The organism is Allobosea sp. Root670 (assembly GCF_001429415.1).
In the GTDB taxonomy this organism is placed as follows: Bacteria; Pseudomonadota; Alphaproteobacteria; order Rhizobiales; family Beijerinckiaceae; genus Allobosea; species Allobosea robiniae.
Genome location: NZ_LMJU01000016.1, coordinates 58563 through 79760, shown reverse-complemented (window position 1 = coordinate 79760; position 21198 = coordinate 58563). Strand labels below are relative to the sequence as shown.

17 protein-coding genes and 1 pseudogene are annotated in these 21198 nt (G+C 66.8%); 4 read left to right on the top strand and 14 right to left on the bottom strand.

Features of this window, described 5'->3' with window-relative positions:
• Nucleotides 1-114 precede the first annotated feature (114 nt).
• Nucleotides 115-561: a VOC family protein gene (locus ASE61_RS15780; RefSeq protein ID WP_061968472.1), complete on the top strand. Its 447-nt coding sequence runs from the start codon at nt 115-117 to the stop codon at nt 559-561.
• A gap of 52 nt (nt 562-613) precedes the next feature.
• Here ASE61_RS15780 and ASE61_RS15775 read toward each other — a convergent pair whose 3' ends face one another.
• Nucleotides 614-2026, bottom strand: coding sequence for a mannose-1-phosphate guanylyltransferase/mannose-6-phosphate isomerase (locus ASE61_RS15775; RefSeq protein ID WP_061968470.1), 1413 nt, complete (start codon nt 2024-2026; stop codon nt 614-616).
• Nucleotides 2027-2211: 185 nt separating this feature from the next.
• Nucleotides 2212-4611, bottom strand: coding sequence for a beta-glucosidase BglX (gene bglX / locus ASE61_RS15770; RefSeq protein WP_200959648.1), 2400 nt, complete (start codon nt 4609-4611; stop codon nt 2212-2214).
• A gap of 199 nt (nt 4612-4810) precedes the next feature.
• Here bglX and ASE61_RS15765 point away from each other — a divergent pair, with 199 nt between their 5' ends.
• Nucleotides 4811-6532 carry a glucan biosynthesis protein G gene (locus ASE61_RS15765; protein WP_200959647.1) on the top strand — a complete coding sequence of 574 codons (1722 nt, stop codon included), beginning with the start codon at nt 4811-4813 and terminating at the stop codon, nt 6530-6532.
• Here the strand turns inward: ASE61_RS15765 and ASE61_RS15760 are convergent.
• Genes ASE61_RS15760 through ASE61_RS15745 form a run of 4 tightly spaced genes read right to left on the bottom strand, consistent with a single transcriptional unit; the run spans nt 6502 to nt 10083 of the window.
• Nucleotides 6502-6801 (bottom strand): hypothetical protein, encoded by a 300-nt coding sequence (locus tag ASE61_RS15760; RefSeq protein WP_061968467.1) that lies wholly within the window; start codon nt 6799-6801, stop codon nt 6502-6504. The genes ASE61_RS15765 and ASE61_RS15760 overlap by 31 nt on opposite strands.
• Nucleotides 6802-6810: 9 nt before the next feature.
• Nucleotides 6811-8361, bottom strand: a complete 1551-nt coding sequence (locus ASE61_RS15755; RefSeq protein ID WP_061968465.1) for a DHA2 family efflux MFS transporter permease subunit — start codon at nt 8359-8361, stop codon at nt 6811-6813.
• 17 nt (nt 8362-8378) lie between these two features.
• On the bottom strand, nt 8379-9620 hold the full coding sequence (locus ASE61_RS15750; protein ID WP_082617463.1) for an HlyD family secretion protein: 1242 nt from the start codon (nt 9618-9620) through the stop codon (nt 8379-8381).
• Nucleotides 9613-10083, bottom strand: a complete 471-nt coding sequence (locus ASE61_RS15745) for a MarR family winged helix-turn-helix transcriptional regulator (protein ID WP_061969111.1) — start codon at nt 10081-10083, stop codon at nt 9613-9615. The genes ASE61_RS15750 and ASE61_RS15745 overlap by 8 nt, the downstream gene beginning before the upstream one ends.
• 200 nt (nt 10084-10283) lie before the next feature.
• On the opposite strand from ASE61_RS15745, the gene ASE61_RS15740 reads away from it, so the two are divergent.
• Entirely contained in the window at nt 10284-10907 is a 624-nt protein-coding gene (locus ASE61_RS15740) for an alpha/beta family hydrolase (RefSeq protein ID WP_061968463.1), read from the top strand.
• A 22-nt stretch (nt 10908-10929) separates the two neighbouring features.
• Here ASE61_RS15740 and ASE61_RS15735 read toward each other — a convergent pair whose 3' ends face one another.
• The 8 genes and pseudogenes from ASE61_RS15735 to ASE61_RS15705 form a co-directional block, all read right to left on the bottom strand.
• A complete protein-coding gene (locus tag ASE61_RS15735) occupies nt 10930-12315 on the bottom strand; it encodes an RNB domain-containing ribonuclease (protein ID WP_061968462.1) in 1386 nt (461 codons plus the stop codon).
• 25 nt (nt 12316-12340) lie between these two features.
• The gene (locus ASE61_RS15730) at nt 12341-13636 is read right to left on the bottom strand and encodes an NAD(P)/FAD-dependent oxidoreductase (protein WP_061968461.1); all 1296 of its coding nucleotides are present in this window, start codon (nt 13634-13636) and stop codon (nt 12341-12343) included.
• Between the two features lie 52 nt (nt 13637-13688).
• Nucleotides 13689-14747, bottom strand: a complete 1059-nt coding sequence (locus tag ASE61_RS15725) for an ABC transporter substrate-binding protein (RefSeq protein WP_274532876.1) — start codon at nt 14745-14747, stop codon at nt 13689-13691.
• A gap of 43 nt (nt 14748-14790) precedes the next feature.
• Nucleotides 14791-15183 (bottom strand): annotated as a pseudogene (locus tag ASE61_RS27420) (ABC transporter substrate-binding protein); the annotation flags it as partial.
• Between the two features lie 71 nt (nt 15184-15254).
• On the bottom strand, nt 15255-16607 hold the full coding sequence (locus ASE61_RS15720; RefSeq protein WP_061968459.1) for an MmgE/PrpD family protein: 1353 nt from the start codon (nt 16605-16607) through the stop codon (nt 15255-15257).
• A 25-nt stretch (nt 16608-16632) separates the two neighbouring features.
• Complete coding sequence (locus ASE61_RS15715) at nt 16633-18420, bottom strand: ABC transporter ATP-binding protein (protein ID WP_061968457.1); 1788 nt, start codon at nt 18418-18420, stop codon at nt 16633-16635.
• Entirely contained in the window at nt 18420-19301 is an 882-nt protein-coding gene (locus ASE61_RS15710; RefSeq protein ID WP_061968456.1) for an ABC transporter permease, read from the bottom strand. The genes ASE61_RS15715 and ASE61_RS15710 overlap by 1 nt, the downstream gene beginning before the upstream one ends.
• The gene (locus ASE61_RS15705) at nt 19298-20239 is read right to left on the bottom strand and encodes an ABC transporter permease (protein WP_061968454.1); all 942 of its coding nucleotides are present in this window, start codon (nt 20237-20239) and stop codon (nt 19298-19300) included. The genes ASE61_RS15710 and ASE61_RS15705 overlap by 4 nt, the downstream gene beginning before the upstream one ends.
• Nucleotides 20240-20431: 192 nt before the next feature.
• On the opposite strand from ASE61_RS15705, the gene ASE61_RS15700 reads away from it, so the two are divergent.
• Entirely contained in the window at nt 20432-21184 is a 753-nt protein-coding gene (locus tag ASE61_RS15700; protein WP_061968452.1) for an IclR family transcriptional regulator, read from the top strand.
• The last annotated feature ends 14 nt before the right edge of the window (nt 21185-21198 follow it).

Genomic DNA, 21198 nt, shown 5'->3' with positions numbered 1-21198 from the left:
TTCGTATGCTGACACGCATGGGGTAGATATCTTGATATCAATCCAATCGGGGAGCTGTCGCGCTCCTCGGCTCCGCCGGAGGAGCGCCGAGGCCCCAACAGAAGGGAGACGACCATGAAGATCGTGACCAGCTTGAGCTTCCGAGGAGAGTGCCGGGCGGCATTCGAGTTCTACGCCCAGGTCCTCGGCGGAAAGATCACCGCCGCCATACCCTATGGCGACGCGCCGCCGGGGATGCCGATCACCGACGAGAAGTACAAGACCTGGCTGATGCATTGCTGGCTGGAGGTCGGTGACCAGGCCCTGATGGGCGCCGATATGGATACCGCATGGGCCCCCAATGTCGACAAGCCCAAGAACGGCTTCGACGTCACCCTGCATACCGGCGACAAGGCAGAGGGGCAGCGCTGGTTCGAGCAGCTCGGCGCGGGCGGGCGGGCCGTCATGCCGTTCAGCGAAACCTTCTGGTCGCCGGGCTTCGGCTCGCTCGTCGATAAATTCGGCATCCCCTGGATGATCAACACCATCCCCGCTGCCGACTGGAAGCCGGCGCAGGGCTGAGCCGCAGCTTCAGAAATCCGACGCGATCCTGAGAGGTGCTTCGCTGCGCCTCTCAGACGCGCCTGTAGATGTCCTCGATACGAACGATGTCGTCTTCGCCGAGATAGGAGCCGACCTGAACCTCGATCAGCTCGAGCGGTATCTTGCCGGGATTGGCCATGCGATGCAGGCAGCCGATCGGCAGATAGATCGATTCCGTCTCATGCACGATGATGGTCTCGTCGTTGCGCGTCACTTCGGCGGTGCCGCGCACCACCACCCAATGCTCGGCGCGGTGATAGTGCTTCTGCAGTGAAAGAACGCCGCCCGGCTTCACGGTAATTCGTTTGACCTGATAGCGCGCGCCCATGTCGACCGAGAGATATTTCCCCCAGGGGCGCTGGATTTCGCGATGGGCACCGGCTTCCGACTCGCCATGGGCGGTGATCAGCGCCACCATCTCCTTGACCTGGTCGGCCTTCGCCTTGGGCGCGACGAGAACGGCGTCGCGTGTCGAAATGACCGCGATGTCGTCGAGGCCGATCACCGCCACCACCGCATCCTCGGACCGGATGAGGTTGTTCGCGCCGTTCAGCACATAGCCGCGCCCGTCGATGACGTTGCCGTCCGGGTCCTTCTCGGAAAGCTCCCAGACCGCCGACCAGCCGCCGACATCCGACCAGCCGAAATTACCGGTGACGACGGCGGCTTTCCGGGTACGTTCCATCACCGCATAGTCGATCGAGATGGTCTTGGCCTGGCCGAAGGCTGTGGAATCCAGCAGCAGGAAATCGAGATCGGGCTCGGCCCGGGCAATGGCCTCGGCAACCGGGGCCATGACATCCGGCTCGAAGGTCTCGAGTTCAGCCCGCATGGTGGCCGCGTCGAAAATGAAATTGCCGGAGTTCCAGAGATATCCGTCCAGCAGATATTGTGCTGCGCGCCTGGCGTCGGGCTTCTCGACGAAGGCGGCGATGCGGCGGGCTCCGTCCTGGAGCTCGTCTCCGGGCTGGATATAGCCGTAGCCGGTGGCTGGAGACGTCGGAGGAATGCCGATCGTGACGATCTGCCCCCGTGCGGCGACGAGCCCCGCGATGCGGCAGGTTTCGACGAAAAGATCGCCATCCTGGACGACATGATCGGCCGCGAAAACGCCGACGATGGCGTCGGGGTCGCGGGCAAGCGCAAGCTCGGTCGCCGCTGCGACGGCTGCCGCGGAATCACGCCGCATCGGTTCGAGCACGATCTGCCCCGTCGCCCCGCAGGCCTGAATCTGCTCCTGAACCGTGAAGCGATACGCGACATTGGTGATGACGATCGCAGGCGCGAAGACCTTGTCATTCGAAACCAGCCTCATGACCCGCTGGAAGGTAGAATCCTGGCCGAAAAGCGAAATGAACTGCTTCGGCATCGTGTCACGCGAAACCGGCCACAGCCGCGTCCCGGAGCCGCCACACATCACGACAGGTATAATCTTCGAAGACATGGGCGATAGACCTGCACGATTCTCTATGGCGGGCGTTCGATCGAGCATATCGAACGGTCATTCGATGAGTAGGGAGAACTCCTTGGAGCGTGGCCTCATAATACCGCAGGTGACCTTTCCACGACGTTACGCGATACCGGCCGCCTTCAAGCGGCGATCGCTACCTGAGCTCCTGCCTGGCCCGTTCACGCCAGCAGGAACGACTGCTCCAGCACATTGCGGGAATCGAGGCCGAGCTGGACGTTGAACTGCCCGTTCTCGATCACCTCCTTCAGGTCGCCGTTGACGAATTTGAGCTGGTCGGGGCCGATCTCGAAACGCACGACTCTGGCTTCGCCGGGCTTGAGCGAGACCTTCTGGAAGCCCTTCAGCTCTTTCACCGGCCGGGCGATCGAAGCATAGGGATCGGCGATGTAGAGCTGGACGGCATTGGCGCCTTCGAAGCTGCCGGTATTGGTCAGCGTCGCCTCGGCGGTCAGTTTCTCGCCGCGCTTGATGCGGCTGGCCGAGAGCTTGAGGTCGGTCAGGGTGAACGTGCTGAAGCTCAGTCCGAAGCCGAACGGATAGAGCGCGCCCTGCTCCTCCTCGAAATACTGCGAGGTGTAGTTGCCGGGCTTGCCCTCCGTATAGGGGCGCCCGATCCGCAGCGCGTTGTAATAGGTCGGAATCTGCCCGGCCGAGCGCGGGAAGCTGATCGGCAGCTTGGCCGAGGGGTTGTGGTCGCCGAACAGGATGTCGGCGATGGCGTTGCCGCCCTCGGTGCCGGTATACCAGGTCTCCAGCAGCGCGTCGGCATTGTCCTTTTCCCAGCCGATTGCGAGCGGCCGGCCGTTCATCAGCAGGACGACGAGCGGCTTGCCGGTCGCCTTCAGCGCTTGCAGCAGCTTGCGCTGCGAGCCCGGCATCTCGATCGTGACGCGGCTCGATGATTCATGCGACATGCCGCGGACCTCGCCGACGACCGCGATCACCACATCGGCTTGGTTGGCGACGGCGACGGCCTCCTCGATCATCACGTCGATCGGGCGCGGGTCCTGGATGACCTCGGGTTTGTCCCAGTTCAGGAAGTTCAGGTATTCGACGATCTTCGGGTCGTCGAGCACGTTGGAGCCGCGCGCGGTCAGGAGCCGCGCCTTGCCCTCGATCGCCTTTTCGATGCCGGCCTTGACCGTGACGGCCTGCTCGGCGACGCCCTGCGCCGACCAGCTGCCGAGGATGTCGAGCCCGGAATCGGCCAGCGGCCCGACGAGCGCGATCGTGCCCTGCTTCTTCAGCGGCAGGGTCTGGTTGCGGTTCTCCAGCAGCACGATGGTCTCGCGGGCGATTTCGCGGGCCGGCTCGCGATGCAGGCGGTCGTTGGAACGCACGTCGACGGGATCGTCCTCCGCCTTGCCCATGCGCAGGAACGGGTTGGCGAACAGGCCCATGTCGTATTTGGCGCCGAGCACCTCGCGCACGCAGGCGTCGAGCTCGGCCATCTTGATCTCGCCCGAGGCGATCAGGCCGGGGACCTCGGCGAGATAGACCTGATCGGCCATGCTGAGGTCGATGCCGGCCTTGATCGCGAGCTTGGCGGCCTCGCGGTTGTCGCGGGCGACGCCGTGGCGCGTCAGCTCCGTGATCGCGCCGTGGTCGCTGACGGTGACGCCCTTGAAACCCCATTGCTTGCGCAGCAGATCCTGCATCAGCCAGGTATTGGAGGTGGCCGGCACGCCGTTGACCGAGTTGAGCGCGACCATGACGCCGCCGGAACCCGCGTCGATCGCCGCCTTGTAGGGCGGCAGATAGACCTGGTGCATGCGCAGCGGGCTCATGTCGACCGTGTTGTAGTCGCGCCCGCCCTCGACCGCGCCGTAGAGCGCGAAATGCTTCACGGCGGCCATGATCGTGTCCGGCTGGTCGGGCGAGGTGCCCTGGAAACCGCGCACGCTGGCCCGGGCGCATTCGCTGACCAGATAGGGATCCTCGCCGAAGCCCTCCGAGGTGCGGCCCCAGCGCGGATCGCGGCTGATGTCGACCATCGGCGCGAAGGTCATGTCGACGCCGTCATTGCAGGCCTCGACCGCCGAGACGCGGGCCATGCGCTCGATCACGGACATGTCGAAGCTTGCCGCGAGGCCGAGCGGGATCGGGAAGGTGGTGCGATGGCCGTGCACCACGTCATAGGCAAAGAAGAGCGGGATCTTCAGGCGGCTGCGGTTGACGGCGGCCTCCTGGAGCGGCCGATTGTCGCGCCGGACCACGGTGTTGAACGAACCGGCGATCCGCCCGGCCGCGACCTCGTCCATCAGCTTGGCATGGGGCATTTCCGGGCCGATGCTGATCAGCCGCAATTGGCCGACCTTCTCGTCGACCGTCATCCGGGCGATCAGCTTGTCGACGAAGGCCTTCTTCGTGGCGGCCGGATCGGCGGTGCGGGCCATTTTGGGCCTGGCATCGGCGGGAAACGCGGCCATTCCGGCCGCAAAGGCCGCCGTCGCCATGGCGCCGAGCGCCTGTCGGCGGGACAGGCCGTTCCCTGTCTCGTCCTGGCAGGACACCGTCTCCAGCTCGCGGGAAGCCGGCGCACCGTTCGAATGATCCATGCTGAGTTCGTTCACTTGAGAAGAGAGGGCGGCTGGGTGGAGGGCGGCGAAGAATAGCGCGGGAGCGGTTCGGAGAGAACGGCGCTCATTCCTTGACCCTTGTGGCGATGATGGGCATTTGTGCTCGGGTGCGCCACTGCCAAGATAGGGCGGGCGCGCTCCGTCCCGTCGATGTCACCTTTAAGGAGCTAGCTTGAACTTGTCGACCCGTTCCGCTGGCGGGGCCCGCATCGCGGCCCGGCTTTCGTCCTCGGCTCGAAGCCTGCTGATGCCGGTACTGGCTTGGTGTGGAACAGGCCGGGGCAGGCCCGGCGTCGCGCGGCTTGGCATGGTGCTCGGCTGGCTGGCCGTGGCGGCCTTCGCCGGGTCGGCGGCTTTCGCGCAGCAGCGTCCGAAATTCGGGCTGGACGACGTGGTCGCCAAGGCCAAGGCGCTGGCGGATGCGCCTTATGTCGCGCCGGTCAGCAACCTGCCCGACGTCTTCAGCAAGATGCAGTTCGCCGATTACCAGAAGATGCAGCCCAAGCCCGAGCGCTTCGCCTGGATGGAATACAAGACGCCGTTCAAGCTGGCCTTCTACCATCAGGGCATGCAGTTCAACACGCCGGTGAAAATCAGCGAGATCGTCGACGGCGCCGCGCATGAAATTCCCTACGATGCCGGGCGCTTCGATTTCGCCGATCTGCATTTCGACCGTGAGGCGACGAGCAAGCTCGGCTGGGCGGGTTTCCGCGTGGTCTATCCGATCAACCAGCCCGGCAAGCTCGACGAGATCATGAGCGTGCTCGGCGCCAGCTATTTCCGCGTGATCGGCAAGAAGCAGATCTACGGCCTGTCGGGCCGTGGCCTTGCGATCGATACCGGCTTGCCGATTGCCGAGGAGTTCCCCGCCTTCCGTGAATTCTGGCTGCGTCGCCCGAAGCCGAAGGACCGGCACCTGACCTTCTATGCCCTGATGGATTCGGTGCGGGCTTCCGGCGCCTATGAGTTCACGCTGGTGCCGGGCTCGGACGCCGTGCTCAGCGTCAAGGCGCGCATTTTCCTGCGGCAGGGCGCTTCGCCCACGACGCTCGGCATCGCGCCTTTGACCAGCATGTTCCTCTACGGCCCGCAGCAGCCGTCGCAGACCCCGAATTTCCGCCCTGCGATCCATGATTCCAACGGGCTGGCCGTCCGCGGCGGCAATGGCGAGTGGATCTGGCGCCCGCTGGTCAACCCGTCGATGGTGGCGATCAGCGACATCGCGGCCGAGAATCCGAAGGGCTTCGGCCTGCTCCAGCGCGGGCGCGAATTCTCGCGCTATGAGGACCTGAAGGACCGCTACGATCTGCGCCCCAGCGCCTGGATCGAGCCGACCAATGATTGGGGCAAGGGCAATGTCCGCCTCGTCGAGATCCCCACCGCCGACGAGACCAACGACAATATCGTCACGCTCTGGGTGCCCGAGAACAGGCCCCCGTTCGGCGAGCCGATGCGGTTCGATTATCGCATGCACTGGACGATGGACGAGCCGGCGCTGATGAAGGGCGACGTCTCCCATGTCGCGCAGACGATGCGCGCGACCGGCGAGGTCTATCAATCCAACCTGATCCGCGCCGGCGACGGCACGCTCGCCTTCCTGATCGATTTCCAGGGGCCGTCGCTGCGCAAGCTGCCGAAAGGCGTTCGGCCGACCGCTGCGGTCAACGCCAGCGACAATGTCGAGATCGTCGGCACCGAATTGCAGCCCAACCCGGCGACCCAGGGCTGGCGTCTCACCTATCGGGTCAAGCTGAAGAACCCGGCCGCTTCGTCTGATCTCGATGCGGTCCTGAAGCTGGGCGACCGCGCGCTGACCGAGACCTGGAAGTTCAGGCTGCCGCCGTCGCAGGCCGCGACGAACAAGGAAACCTATCTGAACCGCTTCAAGGCGATGGAATAGCCGGCGGGAGCATCGCTTCTCGACGATAGCGGGCGCCCTAACCGGATCATCGGGCGTTCGACCAGGCGATGGACGAGCCAGGACAGCGCCAGGGTCAGGCCGATGCGGAGCAGCATGGTGGCGAGGTCGCGCGCCAGCGAGAGCGACGAAACCGTCAGCACCGCGATGAGCTGCGTGAAATTGAGAGTCAGCGCCGCAAGGCCCGCGCCCGGTCGCCGGCGCCCCTGGCTTTGCCTGCCTTGTTCCGCGCGTTCGGCGCGTGCCGCCACGGCTCTGCGCTATTCCATGACCATGGCGTGATCGTCCGCCGGCGCAGCCTCCCGGCGCGGTGTGCGCAGCAAAACGAGGAAGGGCAGGGCCGCGAGGCAGAGGATCATCAGGAGCTTGAAATCGTCGATATAGGCGATGATCGTCGCCTGGCGGGTGATGACCTCGTCCAGCGCGGCGCGTCCGGCGAGCGTCGCCGGATCCCAGGCATGCTTGATCGCGGGGATCTCGAAGAGGCGGTTATAGGGCGTCACGTAGTTGGCGATCTCGGCATGGTTGACCTGCACGTTGCGGGTCAGGAGATAGCTGACCAGCGAGATGCCGACGCTGGAGCCGATATTGCGCGAGAGGTTGTAGAGGCCGGTGCCGTCGCCGCGATATTCCGCCGGCAGCGTCGCGAAGGTGATCGTCGTCAGCGGCACGAAGAGCAGGCCGAGGCCGCCGCCCTGGACGAAGCCGGTGAACATGATCCGCTGCTGCGAGACATCCGGCGTCCAGCCGGCCATGTCGTACATCGCCCAGGCGCTGACCAGGAAACCGGCGCCGAGCAGGATGCGCGTGTCGACCTTGCCGATCAGCCGGCCGACCAGGAACATGCAGGCCATCGTGCCCAGGCCACGCGGGCCCATGACGATGCCGGCGGTCACCACGGGATAGCCCAGCAGCGTCTGCAGGAAGGGTGTGAGCAGCGCGAGCGAGGCCAGGTAGCAGATGCCGACGATGAAGATGAAGATCAGGCCGACATTGAAGTTCCGGTCGAGGAAGAGCCGCGGCTTGATGAAGGAATTCTCCGCCGTGAAGGTGTGCACGACGAGGATGTAGAGCGCCCCGACGCAGATCGCCGCCTCGACGATGATCTCCGGGGAGTCGAACCAGTCGAGCTGGGCGCCGCGGTCGAGGAAGAGCTGGAGTGCGCCGATCGCGATGCTGAGGGCCCCGAACCCGGTCCAGTCGAGCTTGGCCAGCGCGCTCGACCGGGTCTCCGTGACGAAGGCGGAGACCCCGGCCAGCGCCAGGATGCCGAGCGGCAGGTTGATGTAGAACACCCAGCGCCAGGAGATGTTCTCGGTCAGCCAGCCGCCGAGCACGGGCCCGAGCACCGGCCCGACCATGACCGAGATGCCGAACAGCGCCATGGCGGAGCCGCGCTCTTCCGGCGTGTAGATGTCGAGCAGGATGCTCTGCGAGAGCGGCACCAGCGACGCTCCGAAAAACCCCTGCATCAGCCGGAAGCCGACGATCTGGGTCAGCGATTGCGCTGCCCCGCACAGGATCGAGGCCACGACGAAGCCGATGATCGCGACGGACAGCACCCGCTTGCGGCCGAAGCGGGCAGCGAGGAAGCCGGAGGGCGGCGTCATGATCGCCGCGGCGACGATATAGGAGGTCAGGACCCAGTTGATCTGGTCCGCGCTCGCCGAGACGCTGCCCTGGATATAGGGCAGCGCGACATTGGCGATGGTGGTGTCGAGCGCCTGCATGATGACCGCGAGGATCACGCAGGCGGTGATGGCACCGCGATTGGCGACGGGTGCTCCGGCCGGAGTGGCGGCACTGGCCATGGCAGGCGGCCTCTTTGTTACTGGCTGACCTTGCCGACGGCCTCGCCGACGAAGCCTGGCAGGCCGCGGGCATGGCCGGTGTCGATGTCGAGCGTCACGCTCATGCCGGCGCGAAGCCGGGGCTGGTCAGGCGGGGTCTCGATCTTCACGCGCATGGCGATGCGCTGCACGACCTTCACCCAGTTGCCGCTGGTGTTCTGCGCCGGCAGCAGCGAGAAGCTCGCGGCCGAGGCCGGGCTGATGCTGTCCACCGTGCCCTTCCAGACGGCGCCCGGATAGGTGTCGACATAGACCTCCGCCTCCTGGCCGGGCTTCACCCAGGTGAGCTCGGTCTCCTTCGGATTGGCCTGGATCCAGACATGGTCGGTCGAGACCAGGCTGAAAGCGTTGGTCGCCGCCTCCAGATACTGGCCCTTCTGCAGGGAGGGCACATTGGTGACGATGCCGTCCATCGGCGCGCGCACCGTCGTGTGGTCGAGCTGGCGCTGGGCCTCGGCGCGGGCCGCGACGGCATCCTTGTAGCGCGGGTGATCCTCGGCCGGTGCATCGGGCTTGCCGTTGAGATTGGCGGCGATGCCGGCGAGCTGGCTTTCGAGCTGCGCCAGCTTCAGCCGGGCGCTGTCGAGATCGTGCCTGGCCTGGTCGAAGGTCGCCTGCGATGCGACCGACTTGGTGGCGAGGTCCTGCTGGCGCTTGAACGCGGTCTCGTAGAAGGCGATGTCGCTATGGGCCTGCTCGATCTGGCTCTGCATGCCCTTGTAGCTGGCCTTCAGCGCCGCGAGGTCGTTGCCGACCACGCCGATCTGGGCGTCGGCCCGCTCCAGCGCGAAGCGGAACTGCCTGTCGTCGAGGCGGAACAGCACGTCGCCGGCCTTCACCTGCTGGTTGTCGCGCACGTCGATCTCGCCGACGATGCCCGCGACATCGGTCGAGATGCCCAGGATATCCGCCTGCACATAGGCGTTGTCGGTCGACATCACCTGCCCGCCGGTGACGTAGTAATAGCCGCCGACGACGAATGCGATCGGCAGCAGCACGAAGAGCAGCCGGCGCGTGCGGTTGCGTCGGTGCCGCGGCGTCGGGCCAGGCACGACCTGTGCAGGAATCTCCGGCTTCGTCTCCGGCACCTCCTTCGCAACCGTTTCGGCGCGGGGCGAGGTCTTCGGCTCGAATTGCCGGATTTCCGCCCCGCCGCCTGAGGAGCCTTGCTCGGCCTCCTCGCGGGCGGCCGCTTCGGTGTTTCTGGCTGCGTCATCCATGGTGGGCCTGCCTTTCGGCCACCGGCATCTGGCAGGCGGCCGTGAGATTCGCTTTCATCTGCCCCAGCGTCGCGAGAAGCTGCTCGCGATCGGCGGCTGAAATCGCGCCGAAGGCCTCGGACCGTGTGACGTCGCCGAGCGCGCGGAGTTCCGTCAGCTTCGGCCTGGCCTTCTCGGTCAGGTAGAGCTGCCAGATGCGGCGGTCGGTGGCGTGCGGGCGGCGTTCCGCCAGGCCGCAGCTTTCGAGCTTGTCGAGGATGCGCCCGACGGTGATCGGCTCGACATCCATCAACTCGGCCAGGGCGCCCTGCTGGATGCCGGCATTCTGGTCGAGATAGGCCAGCACCTGCCACTGGGAACGGGTCAGCCCGGAATCGCGCGCATGCTGCTCGAAGCGCTTGCGCAGGAGGCGCGCGACGTCGTGGAGCAGGAAGCCCACGGTCGGCGGCGGGGTCTTAGGCATGCTGATCATAAGCATCTATATAAAATTCGGCTGACGAGGGGTCAACGCGAGCTTTGGCAGGTCCGATGCGCACCCGACGCCTTGACGAGGCGCCGGCAAACCTGCCGCTGAAGCCAGGAAGCTTTCGACGCGGCAGGGCTGTTGGACTAGGTTGGCGAGCCGCAGCCGGGCCCTATGGCTCGCCGAAGCAGGAAAGAGCCATGTTTCTTTTCGACGGTCCCGAGAAGGCCGATGTCACCATCCTGCTGGCGCATGGAGCCGGAGCACCGATGGACTCGGCCTCGATGACGGCGGCTGCAGAAGCGCTGGCCGGAGCCGGTTTTCGCGTGGCCCGCTTCGAGTTCGACTACATGGCGGCGCGGCGGACCGGAGCGGCGCGGACCCCGCCGCCGCGCGCCGAGAAGCTCAATCCGCAATACATCGCCGCCATCGATGCGCTCGGCGCGACGGGGCCGCTGATCATCGGCGGCAAGTCGATGGGAGGCCGCGTCGCGAGCATGGTGGCCGACGAGCTGTTCGCGCAGGGCCGGATCCGTGGCCTTCTGTGCCTCGGCTATCCCTTCCATCCACCCGGCAAGCCCGGGCAATTGCGAACCGCGCACCTCGCCGAGCTGAAGACCCCGACGCTGATCGTGCAGGGAACGCGGGACGAGTTCGGCACGCGCGAGGAGGTCCCGACCTACGGGCTTTCGCCTGAGATCGACATCCTGTGGCTGGAGGATGGCGACCATGATCTGAAGCCCCGCAAGCGGGTGTCCGGTTTTTCAGCCGCCGATCATCTCGCGACCATGGCCGGGGCGGTTTCTACCTGGGCCAAGCGTTAGAACATCGCGCGATGATGCCGGGTCAGCCCGCGCGTTCGAAGATGATCCTGCGCTGCAGCGGATCGGCTGATGTCAGCTTGATCCTTATCCTGTCGCCGGGCTTCTCGCCCGGCCCGCGAACCCTTGCGACGATCGGCAACTCGCAGAGCTGGATGCGCAGGCCGTGCTCGTCCGCGTCGGTCACCACCGCATCGAAGGTGGTGCCCTCGCTGCCTTGAAGCATCAGGGCCTCGGCCAGATCGATCACGTTCCGGTCGATCTGGCCGTCGCGCGCATCGGCCCGCGCCATCACCGCCGGCAGCTCCTCGAACGCGGCCGATACCTCCGGCGGCACCGGCTGGCCGTTGGCGACCGCGAGCGCGGCACGCACGACATAGCGGTCCGCGAGGCGTCGCAGCGGCGCCGTCGCATGCGCATAGGTCGCCGCCATCGGGGCATGCCAGGGCACGATGCCGTCGCGATAGGGCACATAGCTCGCCCCGCCGCTGGCCCTGCGCACCGCCAGCATGAAGGCCGCGTGGCTGCTGTCGGCGGGATCGAGCGTCTTCTCGAACTGGACGAGCGTTTCCATCTCCGGCCAGGACAGCCCCAGTGCCCGCGCGCTCTGGCGCAGGCGCTGCACGGCCTGCTCGTCCGGTTCAGGCATGACCCGGAACAGGCCGGTCCGGGCCGCCAGGAGCGCGTCTGCGATCGCCATATTGCTGGCCAGCGACAGGGTCGCGTTCTGCTCCTCGGAGCGCAGGCGCGGGCGGAAGAGCAATTGGTAGCGGCCGTCTCCGAGAGCATCGACCTCCTGCTCGGGCGGGTCCACGCGCGCTGCGCCGCGCCGGCTCTCAGCAGCCTCGATGCGGCGGGCCAGCTCATCGAAATCGGCAGGCAGGTCCGAAGCCTTGACCGCATCATAGGCGAGCTTGGCGCTGCTGCGGATAATGGCGCGCTCGGCACCGTCCAGGCGGGCATTGCCATCCCCGTCGATCCGGGTCGTGAAGATCACGGCTGGCCTGATGACGGCGGGCAACAGGCTTGCGGCACCTTCGGCGAGAACAGGCGGGTACAGCCCGGCCCGGCCGTCCGGCAGGTAGATCGTCGTGCCGCGCTGCCAGGCTTCCCGGTCGATCGCATCGCTATCCCCGACGAACCAGGCGACATCGGCGATGGCGTAATGCAGCAGCAGGTCGTTGCCGCTGCGCTCGATCGCGAAGGCCTGGTCGAGATCCGTCGAGGTCGCCGGGTCGAGCGTGACGAAAGGCCGGTCCGTGCGATCGGCATGCGCGGTCGGTTGGCGCCGTGCAGCGCTGTCGGCTGCCGCGAGGACCGCGGGCGGAAACTGCTCGGGAACGTTGAATTGCCGGCGGATCGCGGCCAGCCCGCCGATCAGCGCATGGGTGGAGTCGATCAGGGTCTTCATCGTCACCGGGTTACCGGAACACTCGTCAGGCCTCCAGCCCCGCCTTGCGGCTTTCCAGCGCCGAGATGATCTGGAAGCCGATCGACCGGAACGGCTCGGGTGCGATCCAGCTTGCCGTGCCCATGACCGCCTCGACCTCGCCGGGCGTGCCGGCGCCACGGATCAGATCGGCGAGCTTGCGGCCGAGCATCGTGCCCTTGGCGATGCCGCTGCCATTGCAGCCGCCCGAGGCATAGAGCCCGTCCTCGATCTTCCCCCACCAGGGCGCGCCGTTCATGGTGAAGGCCGTCGTCCCGCCCCAGACGAACTCGAAATCGACATGCCGCAGCCCGGGCCAGCGGCGATGGAAGCGATCGCGCAGTTCCCGCACCGCCGTGGCCTGCGCGATTTCCGCGTCATGGGCATAGAGCGAGCGAACCATGAGCCGGTCGCGGCCGATGCGACGCAAGGTGGTGCCGAGCCGGTGAGAGGGCAGCACACCCCAGGCCGGGGACTGGCCGAGATGTCCGATATCGCTCTCTTTCACCGCCTCGGTGACGGCGGCATAGGTGAAGATCGTCGCCATCCGCGACTTCAGGAAGCCGAGCCTCGGGATGAAGCCGTTATTGGCCAGGACCACCGTCCGGCAGCGGACGGCACCGCCTTCGGTGATGAGCCGCCAGCCGGAGCCTTCCCGGCGCATCTCGCGAACCGGGCTGTTTTCATGGAGCGTGACACCCGCCGGCAGCGCATCGGCGAGGCCGCGGATCAGCGCCGCCGGCTGCAGCAGCCATGTGTCGTGCAGGTAGATGCCGTAGCGATAGTAATCCGCGCCGATCCGCTCGCGGATATCCGCTCGGTTGAGGATCGTGTGCGGCAGGTCATTGGCCCGGGCGACGTCCGCGACCTTGCGCAGCGAAGCCTCTCCCGCTTCCGTCGCGGCGGTGCGGATCGAACCGACCTTCTGCATGTCGCAGGAGATGGCGTTGTCGCGGAGAATGCCGGTCAGCCAGTCGAAGGCTTCGGTGAAGAGGCGGGTCTGGTTGCGGGCCTTCTCGGCCATCTCCATCGACGCCGTGCGAGGCAGGACATCGGGGGCGGTGAAGCCTGAATTGCGGGCCGAGGACCCTTCGCCGACCGTCGTCGCCTCCAGCAGGACGATCCGGGCCTGCGGGTCGAGCTCATGCAGGCGCCGGGCCGCCGCGACGCCGGTATAGCCGGCGCCGACGACGGCATAATCGACGGTGATGTCCCCGCTCAGCGGGGCCTGCGGCGTACGTGCGGGAAGCATCGCGTTCCAGCCGCAATGGTTAGTGTAGTTCGGATAGGTCAGCTTGGACATGGCTCGGCCGCAGATGGAGGGGGCCGCGCCCGAATGGGCGCGGCCGATCGGTTCAGTCGACGAAATGGGTCTGTTCGGTCACGAGCGGGCCGAGCGACATCGAGCCCTTGAGGTCGAAGCCCCAGTTGAGCTTGTCCCGGCGAGCCCAGACCTGCCCGGTCTCGGTGATCGGGATGACGCAGACATTGCCGATGATCAGCTTCTGCGCCTCCTGCCAGAGCGCGATCTGCTTCTTGGGATCGGTCTCGCCGCGCGCCGCCTCGATCTGCTTGTCGGCGACGTCGCAATGGCTGAAGTTCACGACCTGCCCGGGTTGGCCGATGGCGCTCTTCGAATGGTAGAACTGCGTCAGGTAGTTGTCCGCGATCGGGAAGCGCGCGGCGCCGTACATGACGAGCGGGCTCAGGTCCTTGCGGATCATCTGGTGCCAGGTGGCGTGCTCGACCGGCTGAAGATTGAGCGTGATGCCAGCTTCGGCGACCTGCCCCTGAATGATCTGCGCCGTCGATTCCAGGCTCGGCAACTGGCTGGCGAGCATGGTCACGGTCAGGCCGTTGGGGAATCCGGCCTCTTTCAGCAGCGCCTTGGCCTTGGCCGGATCATGCGGCAGGACGCCGGCATCCTCGGTGAAGCCGAGATTGTTCGAGGGGATCGCGGATTTGCCGGCGCGGGTGAAGCGGGGGCCGCGATACTGGGCGATCTTGGGCGCATCGATCGCATAGGCGAGAGCCTGGCGAACCTTGATGTTGTCGAAGGGCGGCTTCGTCACGTTGACGCTGAGCGTCGTCAATTCGGCCGGGTCGAAGCTGTCGACGACCACGCCGGGATTGGCGAGCGTGCGCTGCAGCCAGCGCTGGTCGGCGAGGCCGGTCGCCGCATCGACCTCGCCGGCGACGAAGGCGAGGTCGCGCGCGGCGTTGTTGTTGAGGAAGCGATAGGTGATCTTGGTGAGCTTGGGCTTGCCGCGGAAATAGGCGTCGTTGGCCTTGAAGGTCACGGCCTGGCCGGGCGTGATCGCATCGAGCGCGAACGGCCCGAAGCCGACCGGCGCGCGCCGGAAGCCTTCGCCGGTCCTCGAACGCCTTTTTCGAGATGATGAAGCCGCCGGCATAATTGGTGAGCAGCCCGAGCAGGCTCGGCACGCGGTTCGACAGCGTGATCCGGACCGTCTGCGGATCGACCGCCTCGACCTTCTGGAAGGCGGCATAATCGCTGGCGAAGGCCGAGCGCTTGGGATCGCGCGCCTTGTCGAGGCTGAACACGACGTCGTCGGCCGTGACATCGCCATAGCCATGCTGCCATTTCACGCCGGGGCGCAGCTTGAAGGTCCAGACGAGGCGGTCGTCGCTTGCCTGCCAGCTCTCGGCGAGATCGGCCTCGATCGTGGCCGGGTCGGTCGAGCCCGGGGCGAAGCGGACGAGCCCGCCGAAGATCCAGGCCGAGAGGATGCGGTCGGAGGTGCTGCTGGCATAGTGCGGGTCGAGCGTGCCGACATCGACGGCGGCGGCGCCCAAGGTCAGTTCGGTCTTCGCGGCGAAGGCCGGCATGGATGCCAGCAGGCCGAAGCCGAGGACGCCGGCGAGTAGTCCGGCTTTGGTCAATGTGGTGTTTTTCATTGTTAGCCTTCCCCTGTTGAAACCAGTCGCAGCCGCGCCGGCTGCGTGCCGAGCGCGGCGAAAAGTGGCCGGAAGCCGGCGCTTGTCAGCCCGTCGAGCGCGGTCAGGATCGCGTCCTGCCAATCGGGCGCGACGCTCGCCGCGCCGATGCGCCGGAATTTCTCGGTAACCTGCGCCCGGTTCATCGGGTTGGCGACGTCGCCGAGCGGGTAGGGCACGCTCAGGCTGCGCGGACCATCACCCTGGTCGATGACGATGCGGCAGGGCGTGCTCTTCGGGAAGGCGGCCGCGAAATCATCATGCGCGGAGAGCTCGATCCGGCCGGCGAGTTCGAGCACCTGCGGATCGCGGAGATGCGCGGGGTCGACCGGCTGCAGGGCGGCGGCGCCGTGGATCGCCGCCAGCGCGCAGCTGAAATAATAGCTGTACTGCCCCCCTTCGAGCGTCTGCGGTGCCCGCTCGTTGGCGAGGCCAAGCCCGCGCGGAAAAGTCTCGATGCGCAGCGACAGGATCGGCTTGCCCAGCTCGCGTAGCGCCAGGATGGCATCGACGGCGGCATGCATGTAGCGGCAGCAGGCATAGGGCTTGAGGTAGCAGTCCTGCAGCCACCAGCGTTCGCCGAGCCCGCCGGTCAGCACGCTGCGGGTAAAACGGTCGTCGCGGTCGAGCAGGTCGCGCGGGCCGGTGGCGCCGGCCCGCGCCCGGTAGGCGCCGGTCAGCCCGGCGACGACGGCGGGCGGAATGACCTCCTTCACCGTGCTGCCTTGATACTTGGAAGAACCCATTGGGAAGCTGATCGGCCCCTCGGCCCCGGCGATCGCCATGGCATGGGCGAGCGCCGCAGCGTCGAGCCCGAGCAGGCGCCCGGCCGCGGCGGCAACGCCGTAATTCACCCAGCGGCCGCTGCTATAGGTCTCGATCGTCGGTGTCGGCCGCGATGTCGCGACCCGGAGCGCGACGTCGTAGCCGAGCGTGATCGCGTCGAAGATGCGCGCGTCGGAGGCGTCGAGCGCCTGGCCGACGGCGAAGGCGGCCGGGATGACGCCGGCCCCGGCATGGCCGGCGGCGCCGCGATGGCCGTCGTCGATATCGAGTGCGCTCGCCGCTGCCGCATTGGCCATGGCGGCGCCGGCGACACTGAGCTTGGTGCCGGTCAGCCAGATGCCAGCCGGGCCCGAGCCGTAGAGCTGTTCGGCGGCGGCTCGGGCGGCGATGGCGAGCCGTGAATCGAGCCCTGCGGCGGTGGCCCCGATGAGGTCCGCGACCAGGAGCGAGGCGCTTTCGCGTGTCTCTGCCGGTAGGGAGCCTTCAGGGTGGTCGGCGACGAAGGCGGCGAGTTCCTCGATGGCGTGCATGGTTCGCGTTCCGGCTCCTGAATGACTAGCTCGCCCGGCGGATGAAATGGCCCTCAGCCATCATCTCCCAGCTCTGCGGTGGCGGGCGGTAGCCGACGGGCTTCATCGGGCTGCGCGGCGGCGTGGCGTCGACGCGCTGGGGCGGCCGGCCGCTGCGCTGGTCGGGATGGGTGATCGGGATCGCCGAGAGGAGCCGCTGCGTATAGCCGTGGCCGGGCCGGCCGATCACGTCGTCGCGCGCGCCGATCTCGACGATCTCGCCGAAATACATAACTGCGACGCGGTCGCAGATGCGCTCGACCGCCGCCATGTCGTGGCTGATGAAGAGATAGGAGACCTCGAATTCCTTCTGCAGATCGATCATCAGGTCGATGATCTGCGCCTTGATCGCGACGTCGAGCGCCGAGACGGCCTCGTCGGCGATGATCAGCTTCGGCGACATCGCGAGCGCCCGGGCGATGCAGATGCGCTGGCGCTGCCCGCCGGAGAACTCGTGCGGCAGGCTCGTGGCGCGGGCCGGATCGAGCCCGACCCGCTCCAATAGCCATTCCATCTTGGAACGCGCCTCCTTGCCGGAGGTGATGCCATGAACCTGCATCGGCTCGATGATCGCCGAGCCGATGCTCTGGCGGGTGTCGAGCGAGCCGAACGGATCCTGGAAGATCATCTGCACGTCGCGGCGCAAGCTCGCGAGACTCTTCGGATCGGCATAGTCGATGCGGCGGCCGGCGACGGTGATCTCGCCGGAATGGCGCGGGGCCAGATCGATGATCGCCTTGCCGATGGTGGATTTGCCCGAGCCGGATTCGCCGACGAGGCCGAGCGTCTCCCCCTTGCCGATGGCGAAGGAGACCTGCTCGACGGCATGGACCTCGCCTTTCAGCCGCCCGAACAGGCCGCCGCGCGAGGGGAAGCGGACCGAGAGGTCGCGCACCTCCAGCACCGGCGCATCGCCGCGGAAGGAGAGCGGCACGCCCTCGACGCCGCGCGCGGCGATGGCTCCGTCCGCGAGCTTGCCGACGAGGCTCGGCGCTGCTGCGATCAGGCTGCGGGTATAGGCGTCGCGCGGGTTGGAGAAAACCTCGTGGACCGTGCCCTGCTCGATCGCACGACCGCGGCGCATGACGAGGACATGGTCGGCGATCTCCGCGACCACGCCCATGTCATGGGTGATGAACAGGATCGCCGTGCCGGTCTCGCGCTGGAGTTCCTTGAGCAGCGCCAGCGTCTGCGCCTGCACGGTGACGTCGAGCGCGGTCGTCGGCTCGTCGGCGATGATCAATGCCGGGTTGCAGGCCAGCGCCATCGCGATCATCACGCGCTGACGCATGCCGCCGGAGAAGGTGTGCGGGTAGTTGTCGATGCGCTCCTCGGGGTCGGGAATGCGCACCTTGCGCAGCATCTCCAGCACCGCCTCGCGCAATTCCGCGCCCTTGAGGCCGCGGTGGATGCGGATCGCCTCGCCGATCTGGTCGCCGATACGCTGGACCGGGTTCAGCGAGGTCATCGGCTCCTGGAAGATCATGCTGACCTGGCCGCCGCGCACGCCGCGCATCTCGGTTTCACCGAGCGTCAGCAATTCGCGATCGCCGAGTTTTACAGACCCGCTCGCCCGTCCGATCCGCTCGGGCAGCAGGCCCATGATCGCGAGCGACGTCACGCTCTTGCCCGAGCCGGATTCGCCGACCACGGCGAGCGTCTCGCCGGCGGCGATCTCGAAGCTGAGATCATGCACGACGGTGGTGGAGCCGAAGGCGATGGTCAGGCCGCTGACCGACAGGACCGGCTTGTCGCTCGTATTCTTGCCGACCATCAGGAGGCGTCCTTCAGACGGGGATCGATCGCGTCGCGCAGGCCGTCGCCGATCAGGTTGAAGGCGAGCACCAGGATCAGGATCGCGAGGCTCGGGAAGAGCGCGAGATGGAACGAGCTCAGAATGTTTTCGAAGCCCTCGCGCACCATGCCGCCCCAGGTCGGCGTCGGCGGCGCGAGGCCGAGCCCGATGAAGGCGAGCGAGGCTTCGGTGCGCACCGCCGTCGCCATCCAGAGCGAGGTCATCACCATCACCTCCGGCAGGATCGCCGGCAGGATGTGGCGGAACAGGATGCGCCCGCCCGAGAAGCCCATGGCGCGGCAGGCCTGGACATATTCGCGGTCACGCTGGGCGATCACGGCGGCGCGCGCGATCCGGGCGAAGGCGGGGGTGGCGGTGAAGGCGATGGCGATGACGATATTCGTCATGGTCGCGCCCATCAGGGCGACGAGCGCCAGGCCCAGGATCAGCGAGGGGAAGGCGAGGATGACGTCCATCACCTGCATCAGCAGGATGTCGGTGCGCCCGCCGCGATAGCCCGCGGTCATCCCGATCAGCGATCCGATCATCAGGGCGGTCAGGATCGCGAAGAGGCCGATGGTGAGGGAATAGCGCGCGCCGAAGAGCAGCCTCGACCAGATGTCGCGGCCGAACTGGTCGGCGCCGAGCAGGTAGCCGCCGCCGGGCGGGGCGAGCTGGTCCATGATGCTCTGCTTGGCCGGCGGATGCGTCGCGAGATAGGGCGCGAAGATCGCGGCCAGCACGAGCAGCACGACGATGGCGATGCCGGCCCAGGTCGAGAGGTTGAGCCGGCCCAGCACGCCGCGGAAGGCGTTCTGGGGGGTGGTGGGGTGAGCGGTTTCCGCTGCAGTCTCGCTCATTTGTACTGCACCCTCGGATCGAGAAAGCCGTAGGTCAGGTCGGTCAGCAGGTTCACGACGACGACCATCAGCGTGTAGACCACGATCATCCCCTGCAGCAGCGTGTAGTCGCGCTGGCTCAACGCTGTGAGGATCAGCTTGCCGAGGCCGGGGCGCGAGAATACGATCTCGGTCAGCACCGAATTGCCGATCAGGATGCCCAGATAGAGGCCGATGACGGTGGTTATCGGGATCAGGCAGTTGCCGAGCGCATGCGACCAGATCACCGCCGAGGCGGAAGCGCCCTTGGCCCGCGCGGTGCGGACGAAGTCCTGGCTGAGCACCTCCAACATCGCCGAGCGGGTCACGCGGGTGATGTAGGCCATCATGATCAGCGCGAGCGCCAGTGTCGGCAGCGCCATCTGCCGCAGCCGCTCGGTCAGTGTGTCGGCGCCGCCGGCGCTGATCACCGGGAACCAGCGGAACTGGATGGCGAAGACCATCAGCAGGATGATCGCCGCGACGAAGGCCGGCAGGGAAAGACCCAGCAACGAGAGCAGGCGCAGCACATAGTCGGGAAGCCGGTTGCGACGGACCGCGGCCCAGACGCCGGCGGGGATGCCGAGCGCGGCGCCCAGGATCAGGGCAGCGATGGTCAATTCCAGCGTATAGGGCAGGACTGCGAGGATCTCCTCCGTCACCGGCCGGCCCGAGATCATCGAGGTGCCGAGGTCGCCCTGGATCGCCTGGAGGAGGAAGCGCCCGTACTGGACGAGGAGCGGCTGGTCGAGGCCAAGCCGCTGGCGCAGCGCGATGACGCTGGCCGGGCTCGCCTGATCGCCGAGGATCACCAGGACGGGATCGCCCGGCAGAATCCGCACGATCAGGAAGACCAGCGTCAGGACGCTGAACAACGTGACGACGGCGAAGCCCAGACGCCTCGCCAGGAATGACACCATCCGGTTCGCCCCCGCATTGTCCGACCAGCGATGGAGCTGGCGGCTGCCTTTGGCGGCCGGTTCGCGAGCGCTCCTAGACGTCTCGACGCTCCGGCAGCGTCCCTAGCGGAACGGACAAACCGGCCCTTGTCAACAAATTCCTGTATTCGGTATGATAAGGCGATATTTGTTCTGATAATCGGAATTATTCCCGTGACGAAGCCTCTGAGTTCCTCGTCGAATGCCGAGCGGGCACTGGACATCGTCCTCGCGCTCGGCGAGGTCGGGCCTGAAGGTCTGAGCCTGGCGGAGATCGCCGAGCGCATGGGCTGCGCTAAATCGGCGGCGCATCGCAGCCTCGTCGCCCTCCTGCAGAAGGGCTTCGCCGAGCCGACGGGCCGATACGGCCATTACCGCCTCGGCTCGGCCGTGCCGATGCTGGCGCGGCGACAGGAGCGGCTCGAGCCGCAGGTGCAGAAGATCCGGCCCGGCATGACCGAATTCGCGCGCCGGACGGGCTTCACCGTCTACCTGATCGTGCAGTCCGGGGTCGATGCGGTCTGCGCCGAAATGATCAGCCGTTCGACGCGGCGCCAGTTCTCGATGGGTGTGGGCTACCGTGTGCCGATGGGCGTCGGCGCGGGCAGCCTTGCCTTGATGTCGCTGCTGCCGGACGCCGCGATCCAGCAGATCATCGAGGCGAATGCCGAGCGCTACCTCAAGCACCCGTCGGGGCGCCATGTCGATGGCGATGTCATCCTGGGGCAGGTCGCCGATGCGCAGCGCCGCGGCTACGCACTCAACATGGGCTACTATTTTCCGGGGCAGGGCGGCATCGGCTTGCCGCGGGCCAGCCAGGCCCCCCATGACGTCAACATGGCCGTCTCCTTCAACGCGCCGCTCGAAATGATGACGGACGACTGGGTCGAGAGCCAGATCGGCGCGCTCAGCGAATGCCTGCCTTGAGTGGTGATGTTGGC